Source organism: Halomonas profundus, assembly GCF_020865425.1.
GTDB lineage: Bacteria > Pseudomonadota > Gammaproteobacteria > Pseudomonadales > Halomonadaceae > Vreelandella > Vreelandella titanicae.
In genome coordinates, this window is the sequence record NZ_CP086344.1 from 1,004,451 (window position 1) to 1,021,103 (window position 16,653).

Annotated in this window: 7 protein-coding genes; all 7 read left to right on the forward strand. The window is 56.2% G+C overall.

Features of this window, described 5'->3' with window-relative positions:
• Positions 1-33: 33 nt before the first annotated feature.
• Positions 34-252 (forward strand): FecR/PupR family sigma factor regulator, encoded by a 219-nt coding sequence (locus LMS44_RS04715; protein WP_223828009.1) that lies wholly within the window; start codon positions 34-36, stop codon positions 250-252.
• A gap of 245 nt (positions 253-497) precedes the next feature.
• Positions 498-743, forward strand: coding sequence for an MbtH family protein (locus tag LMS44_RS04720; protein ID WP_278370941.1), 246 nt, complete (start codon positions 498-500; stop codon positions 741-743).
• Entirely contained in the window at positions 733-1,473 is a 741-nt protein-coding gene (locus LMS44_RS04725) for a thioesterase II family protein (protein WP_278370939.1), read from the forward strand. The genes LMS44_RS04720 and LMS44_RS04725 overlap by 11 nt, the downstream gene beginning before the upstream one ends.
• Positions 1,451-2,227, forward strand: a complete 777-nt coding sequence (locus LMS44_RS04730) for a 4'-phosphopantetheinyl transferase family protein (RefSeq protein WP_278370937.1) — start codon at positions 1,451-1,453, stop codon at positions 2,225-2,227. Before LMS44_RS04725 ends, LMS44_RS04730 begins: the two co-directional genes overlap by 23 nt.
• An 11-nt stretch (positions 2,228-2,238) precedes the next feature.
• Positions 2,239-6,861 carry a condensation domain-containing protein gene (locus LMS44_RS04735; protein ID WP_278370935.1) on the forward strand — a complete coding sequence of 1,541 codons (4,623 nt, stop codon included), beginning with the start codon at positions 2,239-2,241 and terminating at the stop codon, positions 6,859-6,861.
• A gap of 25 nt (positions 6,862-6,886) precedes the next feature.
• On the forward strand, positions 6,887-10,078 hold the full coding sequence (locus LMS44_RS04740) for a non-ribosomal peptide synthetase (protein ID WP_278370934.1): 3,192 nt from the start codon (positions 6,887-6,889) through the stop codon (positions 10,076-10,078).
• 124 nt (positions 10,079-10,202) lie between these two features.
• Positions 10,203-16,652, forward strand: a complete 6,450-nt coding sequence (locus LMS44_RS04745) for a non-ribosomal peptide synthetase (protein WP_278370933.1) — start codon at positions 10,203-10,205, stop codon at positions 16,650-16,652.
• The last annotated feature ends 1 nt before the right edge of the window (position 16,653 follow it).

A 16,653-nucleotide genomic window follows, 5' to 3' on the forward strand; every position in this document is an offset into this window, starting at 1 on the left:
AGACAGGTGTTCAGCAGGCAGCAGTAGAGAGGTTTGACAGTAACGATGGATAACGACAGCGGCGATGATGCCGTTTGGCAAACGGCGCTAGACTGGCTGATGCGCGAGCATGAAGAGACGTTGAGCGACGCTGATCGCGAGGCGCTTCATGCGTGGTTAGCGGCTTCTTCTCAGCACCGCCGTGTATTTCGTGAAGCCGAACAGCTATGGCTGCTAACGGGGATGATTCCAAGTGGTGATGAGCGCAGTTGATCAGTCCCTGTTTTTTATTCCCCTCCTTCGATTGTTCTAAATGATCGCGAGCTAAAGCTGCCTCCTACTGTGCAATTCTTAGCCTGGCATAAGTAATTCTATACCGACGCCCTAGCGGCCCCTCCCCTTATTTTTCCTCTTTTCCTCCCCCAGCATTAAATTTTCTGACGCCTCACTCGTCATTGAGTAATGAGAAGTAATTGCATTTTATTTCTCATTCCTTTGGCAACGATGAGGTTAGTCCCATGACAAGCTGTTTTGATCGTGAAGATGGTGTCTTCCGCGTATTAGTCAACCACGAAGAGCAGTACTCCCTCTGGCCAGAATGGAAAGCGATTCCCGCTGGCTGGACGGATACCGGCGTACTCGGCGATAAGCCAACCTGCTTAGCCTACGTCGAAAAGACCTGGACTGATATGCGGCCACTGTCGCTGCGCCAGTGGATGGATGCGCAAGCCAAAAGCGAGGCGGAGCAGGTGGATGCAGGTTAAGCGTTTAAGACTGCTCTGCCTGCCCTGTGCCGGGGCCAGCGCCACCATGTATCTGCGCTGGAAGCGTCAGTTGCCCGCCTGGATCGAGGTATATCCCGTCGAGCTGCCTGGGCGTGGTGAGCGCCTGGGTGAGTCGCTCATCGATGACTTCGAGACCCAGGTCGTGCGGCTGTGCGAAGAGCAGGCAACGCGGATGCGCGGCGACTTTGCCCTGTTCGGTCACAGCATGGGGGCGTTGTTGGCCTACGGCATGGCAGCTCGCTTGCGCGATGTAGGGCGACCTCAGCCGCGGATGCTGTTCGCCTCAGGCAGCGCGGCGCCCTCAATACGCGATTCAGACCGCTTGGCGAGCCTTGATAACGACAAAGCCCTGATTGCGGATCTACGCCAGCAGGGCGGCACCCCAGAGGAGGTATTCGCAAGCCCGGAACTGCTGCGCCTCACTCTCGATGTGTTGGCGGCGGACTATCGCCTTTGCCGCAGTTTCCGCTATCGCGGCGGGTCGCCGCTTGGTTATCCCTTACAGGTGTTCGCTGGGCGCGATGACGATATCGAAAGAGAGCGTCTAGAGGCGTGGCAGCGAGAAGCGGGCGGGGCGTTCTCGTTGAACTGGTTCGAAGGAGGGCACTTCTTTATTCGCCAGCAGCAAGCACAAGTGCTGGAGACTATCGAACGGGCGCTGACTCGACGGCTTGAGGAGGTGCCCCATGCAGCGCCTGCAGTTAGCTGAAGGGGCTCCTGAGGGGCTTGAAGTCTGGCGTTTATCGCTCGACCTGAACGCCCCGGTGGCCGACGACGATGATCGGTTGCTGAGCCGAGCCGAGTGGCAGCGCGCCCAGCGGCTTCGCCATCACGCCGATGTCGTACGCGCCGTGGCGACTCGCGCGGCCCTGCGGCGACTGCTATCAGCGCACACCGGTATAGCGCCAGAAAAGTTGGTGTTCACTCAGAACGCTTACGGCAAACCAGCGTTGGAAAACGCTGATGGGCCTGCTTTCAATGTCTCCCACTCTGGCCATGTCGCCCTGATCGCGATTGCTCCCGGCGGCGCGGTGGGGGTCGATATTGAGCGTTGCCGACCCGAGGCCGAACTGGCGCCGCTGCAAGGCCTGGTGCTATCTCCGAGTGAGCAGCTCGACCACGCACGCGACAGCTCCGCGCTGCCCTTCATGGAGCGCTGGGTGGTTAAAGAGGCGGTACTCAAAGCTTTGGGCCTGGGCATCGCTGATCATTTGCAGGCGCTCTCGATCACTTCCTCTTTAGGGTCGCCAGGCACCTATCACCTTGAGCACTCGCTTCCCATTTCATCACCTTTGCAAGCATGGCCGCTGCCAGCGCCGAACGGCTATGCCGCTGCCCTGGGTTATGTCGATATGGCGCATGTTGCCTGCGGGGTTGGGACTATAAAGCGTGAGTACCCCGCGGCACTGCCAAATTACCAACGTCATTTACTGACTCACTATCTCCAGGATTCGAACTTTTAGTAGGTACGCATATGGATACAAGGCACGCCCAGACAACTTGCAGTAGCTCGCCCCACAACGGTGTTTCTAACAACTTTGTAGAGCATTTAATTCGCTTAGCCCAGGAAAGGCCCCATGATAGGGCGCTAATTGTGGTGAACGCTCAAGGTGATACCACCCTTGATTACGCCACCTTGGAGAAGCGTTCGCGTGCTTTGGCCAGCGAGCTACAGCAGCGGTTCCCGGCTGGTGAGCGTGCCTTAATCCTGCTGGATAACGATGAGCACTACGTGGTGGCATTCTTTGCCTGCCTATATGCCGGGGTGATTGCCGTGCCGGTCTTTCCTCCGGAGTCGGCCAAGCAGCAACATCTGGCACGTCTGCTCGCCATTGCCGCCGACTCCCAGGCGGCCTGTGTGCTCACCTCTACAACGATTATCGATGTGGTCGCATCTGCAAGCGAAGGCTTCGGCAGCACTGAACTGATCCCCGTGGATGCCGTCGATGAGAGCCGCGCTGAACACTGGGTCGAGCATCGCTCAAAGCGTGGTGATATCGCCTTTTTGCAATACACCTCAGGCTCCACGGCCACGCCCAAAGGGGTGATGGTGAGCCATGGCAACCTAATGGCCAACGAGCGCGCTATCGAGACAGGCTTCTCGATTGGTGCTGACGATGTCTTCGTTAGTTGGCTACCGCTTTACCACGATATGGGGCTGATTGGCGGCCTGCTGCAGCCCATCTATCGTGGCATTCCCTCCGTGCTGATGAGCCCGACCTTCTTTCTGCAGCGGCCGGTACGCTGGCTAGAGGCGATCTCGCGCTTCCGGGGTACCATCAGTGGTGGCCCCGATTTCTCCTACCGGCTGTGCCTTGATCGTATTCGCGACGAACAGATTGAGACACTCGATTTATCCAGCTGGCGGGTCGCGTTTTCAGGCGCCGAGCCGGTACGCCACGCAACCCTCACTGGCTTTATTGAACGCTTCCGCCCGGCGGGCTTCTCTGCTGATACCGCAGCCCCTTGCTATGGTCTAGCTGAAGCCACGCTGCTGGTTAGCTGTAATCCGCGCGGTACGGGCGTGGTGGGCACGGCTTTTTCGCAACAATTGCTGGCTCAGGGGCAGGCGTCCTCAACAGCCGAAGGCAATACCCTGGTGGGCTGTGGCACGCCGCAACCCCATCATGCTATTGATATTGTCGATCCCGAGGGGCTTCAATCCCTGCCCGAAGGTAACGTCGGCGAGATCTGGGTCAATGGGCCCAGCGTGGCACATGGGTATTGGCACAACCCTGAAGCCACGGCCAAAACCTTTGTTACCCGTGATGGCGTTAGCTGGCAACGTACCGGGGCTCACGATAGCGACGCTCACAATCCCGAAGCAGAAGGCCATAACGACCGAGACGATCGCTGGCTACGCACCGGCGATTTAGGCTTTTTACACCAAGGGCAGCTGTATATCGCCGGGCGTATTAAAGACCTGATCATTCTGCGCGGCAATAACGTCTACCCCCAGGATATCGAGAGCGCTGTTGAGGCGGAAGTAGAAGCAGTGCGCAAAGGGCGCGTGGCGGCCTTTGCAGTGACCACCCCTGAAGGCGCCGAGGGGATTGGCGTCGCGGCAGAGGTCTCCCGCGGCATACAGAAGCTAGTGCCCGCCGAGAAGCTGGTCGAAGCACTAAGCGAGACGGTGGGATCCGCTTGCCACGAGCCGCTTTCGGTAGTGCTACTGCTTAACCCAGGCGGTCTTCCCAAAACCTCCAGCGGTAAATTGCAGCGCAGCACCTGCCGCCAAGGCTGGGAGGCGGGTAGCCTGGATGCCTACGCCATTCACGCCTTTGGGCGTTTTGTCAGCGGTGGTGACGCTGAGGGCGGAGGAAAGTCATCGCAATCTACTGCGGAAGCAGGGAGCGAAACGGAGCAGGCGTTGGCGAAGCTCTGGCACCAGGTGCTGGGGGACGGCAAGGAAAAGCCGTTGGGAAAAGATGCCCACTTCTTTGCTAGCGGGGGTAATTCTCTGGCGGCGGTGCAGTTAGCTTCACGCATTAGCGATCATTGGGCAATTGATTTCCCGACCAGATCGGTCATGGAAAAGCCGCGCTTTAGTGATGTGGTTGATGAAGTAGAGCGCCGGTTAGCGAAGCCTTCGGCTTTTCGTCAGGGAGCTATCCAGAATCCACTGATGCCGATTTCCCGGTCTTCGGAACTACCTTTGGCACCTGTCCAGCGCCGGCTCTGGCTGGTTGATCGCTTGGCAAGTCAGGCGGGCGACCGTGAGCGTGCCGCCTACAACCTTCCAGCGCTGTTTTCCCTGAAAGGGGAGTTGAATATAGAGGTTCTAGAAAGAACCGTTAATGCCATCGTTGCGCGGCATGAAGCATTGCGTACCCACTACCCCGAAAGCGAGAGTGATGAACCCATCGCGGTTATCGAGGATCAGCGAAACATCGAACTTCCTGTTTTGGATTGCAGTGATCTTCCTGAACGGGAGCAACAGCGATATCTGCAAGATACCTTCACCGAGTATGCGAACACACCATTTGATCTTGTCACGGGCCCTTTAATCAAGGCGGGCTTACTGCGTTTTGGCGCACAAGAGCATGCCCTGGTCCTGGTCATTCACCACATTGTCTTCGACGGCTGGTCCACGAGCGTATTCGTCCGGGAATTTGCCTCTCTGTACGGGGAATTGTTGGAAGGGAAGGAGTCTGGGTTACCCGAGCTTGGTATTCAGTACGTGGACTATGCCGCTTGGCATGAGAAAGCACTGTCGGGAGAGGCCTTCGAGCAAAGCGCAACCTTCTGGCGTCGCTATCTAAGTGATGCTCCTCCGCTCTCAACGCTACCGGGGGATTTCGCTAGGCCTAGCCAAGTATCGCATGCCGGTAGTGCCCTGAGCATGACACTGACTCCAGACCTATCACAAGCGTTGAACAAGCTTGCCGCACAGCGTGGCACCACGCTATTTGCGCTTCTATTGGCGAGTTTCCAGCTGTTGATGCATCGCCAGACCCGTCAGCACGACCTGATTGTGGGAACCGATGTCGCTGGCCGTAGCCATCCCGATGTTGAGCCGTTGATTGGCTTTTTTGTCAATGTAATCCCGCTGCGGTCTCGTTTGTCTGATGGCCAGATTGATTTCGGCCACTGGCTTGAGCAAGTACAGACCAGCGTGCTGGATGCCTTCGATCATCAAAATGTTCCCTTCGACAAAATTGTCGAGCTTTCGGGGATTGGTCGTGAGCGCGACCGTTCCCCCCTGATACAAACCCTCTTCGTACTACAAAACACGCCAACCGAGCGGTTCTCAATTCCGGGCTTGGAAGTGGAGGTAATGCCTCAGCCTCGGCAAGAGTCGAAGTTCGATATGGCGATATTCGTCAATGAGAGTGATACCGGACTATCAGTCGAGTGGGTCTACGCCACCGCATTGTACCGACGCGAAACCATTGAGCACTTAACCGGTGCCTGGCAGTCGCTACTAGCGCAGATCGTGGAAGCTCCCAACATGCCCGTCGAGGAGTTTCGTTTACCCCTAATGGAGAAACACGCTATGCAAAACAAGCTTTCAAAAGGTTCCAAACTCAACAAGCTTGGCAGCCTGAAATCCCAGCCAAGTGCGCGCCCCTCGACCAATAGTGATTCACCGATACGAACGGCGCTGCTCGATGAAAAAAGAGTCTTTCCTCTCGTGATCGAAGCGGCGGACGCTGACCTTGATGCGGTGGCGTGGGCAACTTCCCAGCGTGACTTCATCGAGCAAAACTTACGCAAGCATGCAGGCATTCTGTTCCGTAACTTTGGGCTGACCACACCGCAAGAGTTTGAAGCCTTTGCCGAGGCTATCCAGCCGGGCCTTTACGGCAACTATGGTGACCTGCCCAAGAAAGAAGGGGGGCGCAATACCTACCGTTCAACCCCCTATCCCGAGCGCCAGATGATTCTCTACCACAACGAAAGTTCGCATTTGGAGCGCTGGCCGCGCAAGCAACTGTTCTTCTGCGAATTCCCCTCTCCCGTGGGAGGCGCCACCCCGATCGTTGATTGCCGCGAGATGCTACGCCACCTTCCCGCCGATGTGGTGGAGGAGTTCGAGCGCAAAGGGCTGCTTTATGTGCGCACCTTCACCCGCAACCTGGACGTGAGCTGGCGAGACTTTTTCAAAACCGATAGCAGGGAGGAGGTTGAAGCGCGGCTCAAAGAAGGGGGAATTGAGTGGCAGTGGTTGGGTGATGACGAGCTGCAGACGCGTACGCGCTGCCCAGCGGTAGTCGCCCATCCCGTGACCGGTGACCGAGTGTTCTTCAATCAGGTGCAACTCCACCACGTCAGTTGCCTTGAGCCTGATGTGAAAGAAGACCTGCTTGGCATGGTTGGCCCGGAGCGCCTGCCGCGCAATGTCTATTTCGGCGACGGCTCCGTGATTAGCGACGAGATGATGAAGGTGGTCGGCGAAGCCTACGAAGCCTGTGCCGTGCGCTTCGACTGGCGCCGGGGCGATGTGGTGATGGTCGACAACATGTTAGCGGCCCATGCCCGGGATCCCTACGAGGGGCCACGCAAGATCGTGGTAGCGATGGGGGACATCTATGAGCGTTCGGCGCTGGAAGAGGCTCAAGGGGCAAGTGCCGATGCCGAGTTGGTCGGTCAATAACGTCACGGGGTTTGGGAGTCGATAAATGAATGCAATAACGGAACAGCAGAGCCTTGCCCATTGGCCGCTTAGCCCTGAACAGCGTGCAGTGTTGGTGGCGGCGGAAACTAGTGAAAGTGATACCCAGCAGGCAGCATCGGCGCAGGCTAATGTCATGGTGGCCGATATCCAAGGGGCGCTTGATAGCTCACGGTTGGAGCGTGCACTGAGCGGCCTTAGGCAACAGCATGAAGCCCTAGCGACGACTTTAAAGAGCGTGGCCGGGTACCGCGGGCTGCGTCACCAAGCACTTGAAGAGCTGCCTGCCATCGAGTGGCGGCATGAGGACTTACGTGGCAGCGATGACAAGGATGCGCTGCTCAACGACTTTCTTAATAACTTTAGCGAGTCACTGAAGCACCGGCCCATGGCCATTGAGAGTGGCGAGCTGCTGCGTCCAGTGCTGCTGCGTACTGGTGAAGCAGCCTGGGTATTAGTACTGGCTGTTTCGGCGTTGGTGGCGGATCGCGGCAGTCTGCAGTCGCTGTTCTCGGCGTTGGCGGATGCTTACGATCAGAGCGGAGGTGCCGATGAGGAGTCTGCGCTGCAGTATTCCCAGTTTATCGAGTGGCGCGCTTCGCTCGAAAACGACGATGACGCCGAAGAGGGTCGTGAGTATTGGCAAAATCACCAGCAGCATGCCGAGCAGGCAGGCGCATGCCGTTTACCTGCAAGGCAAGCGCATCGCCATGACGTGCGGGCAGAGCATGAATATGTAGCCTTGCAGCTCGAACCAGACCTGGTGGCGCGTATTGATAGCCTGGCAGATGAGCTTCAAGTATCTGCCGAGGCAGTGTTACAGGCAGCTTGGTGGGCGTTACTTGCCAGGATTAGCGGCAGTGAGCGTGTGCTAGGTGGTTGGCAACACGACTGCCGTCAGGATTACGAGGTGATGCAAGGGGCGATCGGCCTCTTCGATAAGGTGCTGCCGGTGCTGGTTGAAGGTGTCGCTGATAGTGACTTCTCTAGCTGGATTACCCGTTTAGCAGAGCAGCTAGAGGCGCATACCCAGGCCCAGGAGTATTGGTTGATTGATGCGCTGCCCGATAAGCGCCACCTATTCGCTGGGTTCGCATTTTCAGAGGGGGTGAGTGAGTTAAAGTCGGCGGGTTTGCAGTGGCGCTTGCGAGAATTGCCAGGGCCATCAGCAGAATTTGAGCTTGCCTTGCACATTGACCGCAGTGAGAACGGCGCAGTGGCGACGCTCTACACCGACCCATCATGCTATAGCCGCGCGGCGTCCGAGTGTCTGCTGGGTCAGTACCAGACGCTGCTACAGGCGGGACTAGCCGAACCCGCGCAAAAGCTATTCTCGGTGCCGCTTATCTCCCCTGAGCAACAGCAGGGGTTACTGTCGATTGAGGACAGTGAGCTCGACGTGGGTGAGCGTAGCGTAGCGGCCCATATCGCTGCCTGGGTGGCCTCGACGCCGGATGCCATTGCCATTGAGGAGCAGGGTCGTACGCTGAGTTACGCCCAATTAGAAACCCGCATTAATGGTATCGCGCAGTGGCTGGATAACCAGGGCGTCAAACATGGGGATTATGTTGCTCTCAACCTGTTCCGCTCCACCGATTTGGTCGTGCTGCTGCTGGCAGTATGGCGTGCAGGTGCCGCCTACCTGCCACTCGACACGGAGTGGCCCGTAGAGCGTAAGCGGCGAGTGCTTGAGGATGCCCAGCCCGCGCTAGTGGTCAGCGCTGAAAACGACGAGGCGGAACTCACAGCACAGGCCCTGCCTGGTATCCGCAGTTTAGGGCTACCAAGAGGCATCGAAGAGTCGGCTAGTGGCGCATTGTCGTTTCCAGAACCTGGCCTCAACGACGTGGCCTATATCCTCTATACCTCTGGCTCCACCGGCACGCCAAAAGGCGTGGTAATTGAGCATGGTCAACTGCTCAATTACGTCGCCGGGGCCACAAAGGCCATGGGTCTATCGGCATGCCAGCGCTGGGCATTGACCGGCTCGCTGGCCACCGATCTGGGCAATACTGCACTGTTCGGCGCCTTATTCAATGGTGCCGGCTTGGTGATCGCCGCACCTGACGATATGCAGGATGGCGACCATTTTGCGAGCTTTATGTCGGCGGCCGATATCAATGCACTCAAGATAGTGCCGTCCCATCTGGAGGCCCTGCTGGAGTGCGAAGCTCCCCGGTTGCCGAAAACAGTGATTCTAGGCGGCGAGGCAGCTTCACCTGCCTTACTTTCGAGCATTGCGCGGATCTCGCCCGAGTGCCAACTATACAACCATTATGGCCCCACAGAAGCCACGGTGGGCGTTATGGTGCACCGGATATTGCTGTCGCAAGATATTGCAGGCCCGCTGCCGTTAACCCAGTTGCTGCCGAATTGCCGCTATCGAGTACTTGATGAAAACTTGCACGCGACCCCCACCGGTGCCGTAGGTGAACTGTATCTGGGCGGCGCCCAACTGGCGCGCGGCTATCTCAATAGTGATGCTTCCGCGTTTGTCGAAGATCCCTTTATTCCCGGTGAGCGTCTCTATCGCACCGGTGATTTGGCGTGCGTGCTGCCCGAGGGAGGCGTACGCCTTATTGGGCGAGCCGATGACCAGATCAAGCTGCGTGGCTTTCGTGTTGAACCTGCGGAAATCGAAAGCGTGTTGCAAGCACAGCCAGGGGTTAAACAGAGCCTGGTTCGCCTGATGGGGCGGGGCGGTGATACCCAGGAGCTCGTAGCGTTTTTGATTGGAGAACCCGAGGCGATGTCTGCTGAAGGCCAGACTCAGCTTCGCGAGCAACTGGCTGTGCTACTGCCTGAACCCATGCGTCCTTCTCGTTTTATCCCTGTTGAGCACTTCCCTCGCCTAGGTAACGGAAAGGTAGACACCTCCGCGCTGGAAGCCTTGGCCCAAAAAACTGCGGAAAGAAAAACCTTGGTGAAGCCCCGGGATGCCGTGGAAGCCAACCTGTGTCAAGCCATGGCTGAGCTGCTTGGTCGCGATGAGGTAGGCATTGATGACGATTTCTTCGAGCTGGGTGGGCACTCATTGCTGGTGATCAAACTGGTGGCCCGCATCCGTAAGCAGTTCGGGATCGAGATAGCCCCCGGCGTGGTATTCGATCATCCCAACGCTGCCGAGCTGGGCGCAGCTCTACGTGAGAGTTGTGCTGAGGCTAGTACGAGCGGGCTAGCTGAGCTTGATACTAACTGAGATGCCAAGTTTGCCTCGCAACATCATTCGTAATGCAGTTCAGGAAGAGGGGGTATCGATGAAGGAAGTGGCTCATTCACAAGACGCAACATCACATGGTAATGACAGGGAAGGGCAGGATGGAATGTCTGAAGCAATACGTGAAGGTGATGTATTGTCATTGTCATACTCCCAGCAGCAGCTTTGGTTCCTGCATCGCTATTCGCCGGATCTTACTGCCTATAACCAGCCGCGTGCTTATCAGCTTACCGGAAACGTGGATGCAGGGGCCCTAGAAAGCGCCTTTCAAGCACTGATTCAACGCCATAGCGTATTGAGAACGCGATTCTTTGAGCGCAACGGTGTACCACACCAGTCCGTGCTCCCTAGCGTCCCTTTTTCTATTCGTAAAGAAGATCTCTCTGAGCTGGCTGCACCAGAGCAGGACGAAAGGCGGACGCGCTCGATCGAGGAAGTCGCGCAGCATGTTTTTGATCTTGGTGCGCCACCGCTGCTAGTGGCTCGGTTAATCAAGATGACGGAGCGCCGACAAGTTCTGGTTGTTTGCCTTCACCACATCATTTCGGATGCCTGGTCAAACCGCATCATCGAATCCGATCTGAGTGAAGCCTATCGTCAGGCGTTGAGCCAAGACAGAAATGCACAGCTTCCAAGCTTGCCCGTACAGTATGGTGACTATGTTCTGCAGCAGCACAAGAGAGTAGCAGCGGGCGATATTGACAAGGAACTTACGTATTGGAATGAACACCTAGGGGATGATGTCCCACCGTTAGAAATCACCACGGATCGAGTCTATCCCAAACAGCAAGAATTTCGGGGGGTCGCAAAGCGTTTCGTGTTGGATAGCAGCCTCGCCAGTTCCCTAAAAGCCTTTTGCCAACAACAGCGCTTTACTCCTTTCGTGCCACTCTTCGCTGCCTGGCAAGTAGTGCTGGCCCGCTACTGTGGGCAGCAAGACTTCGCTATTGGCGTACCGTCGTCAGGTCGCCAGCAAGAGGAATTTCAGGAGGTCGTTGGCTTTTTCATCACGACACTGCCTTTTCGAGTTCGAGTGAATCCAGCCATGACCCTGCGTGACGTATGTCGGCAGGTTAAAAAGGATGCAGTGGGCTCGCTCAACTATGCTGATATGCCGTTAGAAGTCTTGCTCGAACACCGGAAAGTAAAGCGGGATCCCGTTCGACAGCCATTGTTTCAAGTCATGTTTGGTCTCCAATTCAGATCTGACGAGGAACAGCTTCAGCTAGATGGTGTGTCTGTCGAATTGATCGATCTTCCTCAGACGAGTGCAAAATTTGAGCTGTCGTTGGATATTGTCATCGAACAGGATCAAGTTGTTGGTGCGCTAGAGTTTAATTCCGATCTGTTCGATGAACAGACAATTCATCGTTTAATCGGTTACTACCAGAAAGTACTGAAAACTCTATTAGAAAAGCCCGAAACACAGCTCTCCTCTATCGAACTACCTGATAATGCGGAAAAAGCATTGCTGTTCGACTGGGGAAGCCGCGCAGCAATCGATAATCTGGTCGAACCTATTCATCACGTGATAGAGCGCCAAGCTGAAGCAACCCCAGAGGCCACAGCACTAGTATTCGAAGATCAGTCGCTCAGCTACGCCGAACTTAACATCCGTGCAAATCGTCTGGCCCACTATCTGGTCGGTCTAGGCTTAAAACCCGAAACTCGAGTGGGTATTGCGGTTGAGCGCTCTATCGAGATGGTGGTAGGGCTGTTGGGTATTCTCAAAGCGGGAGGTGCCTATGTGCCGCTGGATCCGGATTATCCCACCGAGCGGCTGGCCTATATGGCCGAGGACAGCGGTATCGAGTTGCTGCTGACCCAGCAACATCTTCGCGAATTGTTACCAGTAGCTGAAAACCTTAATGTCATCGAACTGGATCAGTTGGATGTGACGCATCATGCGTCAACCAACCCACAGGTGGCACTGCACGGTGAGCATCTCGCCTATGTCATTTACACCTCGGGTTCTACTGGGCGGCCCAAGGGGGCGGCCAACCGCCACCACGCGTTTACTAACCGCCTACAGTGGATGCAAGAAGCTTACGGCCTGACGGCTGACGATGCGGTGTTGCAGAAGACGCCATTTAGTTTCGATGTTTCTGTGTGGGAGTTCTTCTGGCCGCTGATGCAGGGCGCTCGACTAGTGATGGCGCCACCAGGCGCTCACCGCGAGCCAGCCCAACTGGTCGAATTGATACGTACTCATGGGGTCACCACTCTACATTTCGTACCTTCAATGTTGCAGGCCTTCCTTGCCTATGGCGAGGTTGAGACCTGTATCAGCCTGACACGTCTGGTGTGTAGCGGTGAGGCACTTCCGGCAGAGCTGCAGAACCAAGCGTTTGCCCGTTTGCCTCACACGGCGCTCTACAACCTCTATGGCCCCACCGAGGCCGCCATCGACGTTACCCACTGGACTTGCCAAGAGGATGGGCGCAACCAGGTAGCGATCGGCCAACCGATCGCTGGTATTCGTACCTATGTACTGGATGGCGATCTTAACTTGGCACCGCCTGGCGTCGCGGGGGAACTCTATCTTGGAGGCATTGGGTTGGCACGGGGTTACATACACCGCCCAGACCTTACTGCAGAACGTTTTGTCGCTGATCCATTTGCGCAGGGGGAACGCCTCTACCGCACCGGTGACTTGGTGCGCTGGCGTGACGATGGCCAGCTCGAGTATCTGGGCCGTCTCGATCATCAAGTGAAGATCCGCGGCCTACGTATCGAGCTTGGCGAGATTGAAGCCGAACTACTCTCTCAGCCGAAGGTTCGCGAGGCGGTGGTGGTGGCACAAGAAGGCCCCGTTGGTTCTAGGCTAGTCGCTTATGTGGTTCCCCAAGCCGATAGTGAGCTTGATACTAGCTCACTACGTGAAGCGCTGGGCCAAAAGCTACCAGACTATATGGTGCCGGGCGTTATGGTAGAACTCGATGGACTCCCGCTGAATGCCAACGGCAAGGTAGACCGCAAGGCGTTGCCCACATCGGATTTGGTCAGCGGCTCGGAGTACGAGCCGCCTCAAGGCGAGGTTGAGGAAGCGCTGGCGGAGATTTGGTCAGAGGTACTTGGCGTCGAAAGGGTGGGCCGCCACGACAACTTCTTCGAGCTGGGGGGCCATTCGTTGTTGGCTCTAAAGGTATTGGAGCAAATGCGGCATCGGGGGCTAACGGCGCAGGTGCGTACTCTGTTCCAACACCCGGAACTAACAGCCTTGGCTCAAGCGTTGATGCAAGCGCCCGAGCAAGCAGAGGTCATCATTCCGCCTAATCTGATCCCTCACGATTGCCAGACTCTCCAGCCTGAGATGTTGACGCTAATTGAACTCAATGCTGAAGAGCTTCGTGAGATCGAAGCTGCTGTGCCTGGCGGTGCCAGTAATATTCAGGACATCTACCCACTAGCGCCATTGCAGGAGGGAATTCTATTCCATCACCGGCTGCAAGAAGAGGGAGATGCCTATGTGACGCCTCGGTTGCTGGGCTTTGATAGCAGGGAGAGGCTGGAAGCCTTTATTGCCGGTTTTAATAAGCTCATTGCCCGTCACGATATTTTACGTACCGCAGTGCTCTGGGAAGGGCTTCGCGAACCGGTGCAGGTGGTTTGTAGGCATGCAGAACTGGTACTCGAATGGCTGGGCTTGGATGGTGACCCATCACAGAGCGTTGCTGAACAGTTGAGCGTCGAAGTAGATCCACGGTATCACCGCCTTGATGTACGCCGTGCTCCTATGTTTCGAGCGGTAGTCGCATACGACGCCGAAAAAGAACATTGGCTGTTACAACTGCCTAGCCACCATCTGGTCATGGATCACACCACCCTTGAACTGCTGGTGGAGGAGATCATCCTGATCCAGCAAGGGCGTGAGGAAGCGTTACCCAATCCGCTACCCTTCCGCAACTTTGTGGCGCAGGCCCGATTAGGAGTAAGCCCAGAAGAGCATGAAGCCTTCTTTCGTGAGCGGTTGGGTGATATTGAGGAACCTACGGCGCCTTTTGGACTGGTGGATGTACGTGGCGATGGCAGCGATATCGAAGAAGTGAGTGTTCCTGTTGACGCGGGACTGGCACAGCAGGTACGCAAGCAGGCCCAGCTCCATGGTGTGAGTACGGCCAGCCTGTTCCATCTGGCCTGGGCGCTGGTGCTAAGCAAAACCACCGGGCAGGACGATGTAGTGTTCGGCACCGTGCTATTCGGCCGCATGCAGGGAGTGGAAGGTGCCGAGCGAGCACTGGGGATGTTTATCAATACGCTTCCTGTGCGCATCAAAACGGGGACACAAGGTGTCGCTGAATGCTTGCACCAGACCCATGCTGCATTATCGGAACTACTGCACCACGAGCATGCCAGCCTCGGTCTGGCACAGCGCTGCAGCGGTTTACCTGGCGAGACACCGTTGTTTACTAGTTTGTTGAACTATCGTTACAGCGCACCTCAATATGAGGGAAATCCCATTCATACCTGGGAGGGGATGGAAGTGTTGGGTGGTCAGGAGCGTACTAACTATCCCATCGGTATAGCGGTAGATGATCTGGGGGAAAACTTCCAGTTAGTGGGGCAGGTAAGCCGCGTAATCGGTGCTCAGCGGTTATGTGATTACATGATTTTGGCTGTGGTTGGCATCGTGAAAAGCTTACAAGCGGTACCCCGGAAATCGATGAGCGAGATCAGCCTGCTAGGGAAAAACGAACGACAACTGTTGAGTGAGTGGGGAGAAAACTCACACCAGCATCCCGATGGTCAGCCAATCCTCCAACGGATCGAGCACCAAGCCATGACAACGCCTAAGGCTACGGCACTAATCTTCGCTGAGCAGCGACTCAGTTATGCCGAGCTCAATACTCGAGCCAATCGCTTGGCACACTATTTAATAGGTTTAGGCGTAAAACCCGAAACTCGAGTGGGCATCGCCATGGAGCGTTCCATTGAGATGGTGGTGGGGCTGCTGGGGATTCTCAAAGCTGGAGGTGCTTATGTCCCTCTGGATCCCGGCTACCCCTACGAGCGGTTGGCTTATATGGTCGAAGACAGTTGTATTGAGCTGCTGCTTACCCAGCAGTACCTGCGCGATGTTTTACCGATGGTGGAAAACCAAAATATTATCGAGCTGGATCGTTTGGACGTCACGCATTACAGCTCAATCAATCCGACGGTGGCCTTGCACAGTGAGCACCTTACTTATGTGGTCTATACATCCGGATCCACTGGGCGACCTAAGGGCGTTGGAGTGAGCTATGGCCCTCTTTCGATGCATCTCCAAGCGGTTGGAAAGCGCTATGGTCTGACGCCCGAAGACCGGCTGTTGCAATTCGCTTCAATCAGTTTCGACGCCGCTGGCGAACAGTGGTTACTTCCACTATTGGCAGGGGCAGCCCTAGTGCTTCCGCAGGGGCGTCATTTGGAAATCGAGACGCTAGCTACATTGGTGCGACAGCATGCCATTAGCGTGCTGTATCTACCACCGGCCTATCTACGCCACCTCTACCAAAGCTTAAGCGTCGGCTCCCTTCCAGTGCGTCTTTGTATTGCTGGTGGCGAGGCTTGGTCACGTGAAGACTTCGATGGCATTCGAAGAACTTGTGAGCCGAGACGCCTGTTTAACGCTTATGGTCCGGCTGAGACGGTTATTTCTCCGACACTATGGTCAGATGATGCTGGACTTGGGCCATCATCCCAAGTGCCGATCGGGCAGCCAATCGGGGCACGTAAGGCGCTAGTGCTGGATGCCTATCTGAATCTTGTGCCGGCTGGCATAGCGGGTGAGCTGTATCTGGGGGGGATGGGGTTGGCCCGTGGTTATCTGAATCGTAGTGGCCTAACGGCAGAGCGTTTCGTCGCGGATCCATTTGAGCAGGGTAAACGCCTCTACCGCAGCGGTGACCTAGTGCGTTGGCGGGAAGATGGTCAGCTCGAGTACCTGGGGCGCCTTGATCACCAAGTGAAAATACGCGGCCTACGCATCGAACTTGGCGAGATCGAAGCCGAACTGCTCTCTCAGCCTGAGGTTCGCGAGGCGGTGGTGGTCGCTCAAGAAAGCCCTAGTGATTCTAGGTTAGTCGCTTATGTGGTTTCCCAGGACGACATTCAACTTGACACCAGTTCACTACGTGAAGCGCTAGGACAACGACTGCCGGACTATATGGTGCCGGGAGCTGTGGTTACCCTCGATGCATTGCCGCTGAATGCCAACGGCAAAGTAGACCGCAAGTCCCTGCCTGTACCGGATTTGGCAAGTGGCGCGCAGTATGAGCCGCCTCAAGGTGAAGTGGAAGAAGCGCTGGCAGAAATCTGGTCAGAGATACTTGGCGTCGAACGGGTGGGTCGATACGACAACTTCTTTGAACTGGGGGGGCACTCATTGTCGGCTTTAAGGGTGCAGTCCAGAGTGGAAGAAAACTTTGATATACAGCTCCCTCTTCGCAGTTATTTCGAGCGCGCTACCTTGGCCTCAATGTGTGAGTCCATTCAGGAATGGGGTCAAGACGCGAAAGAGGAAGAAGGCGCACAGCTTGAAAAGATGGCGGCGCTATTAGACGGTATGGAGAGCTGAT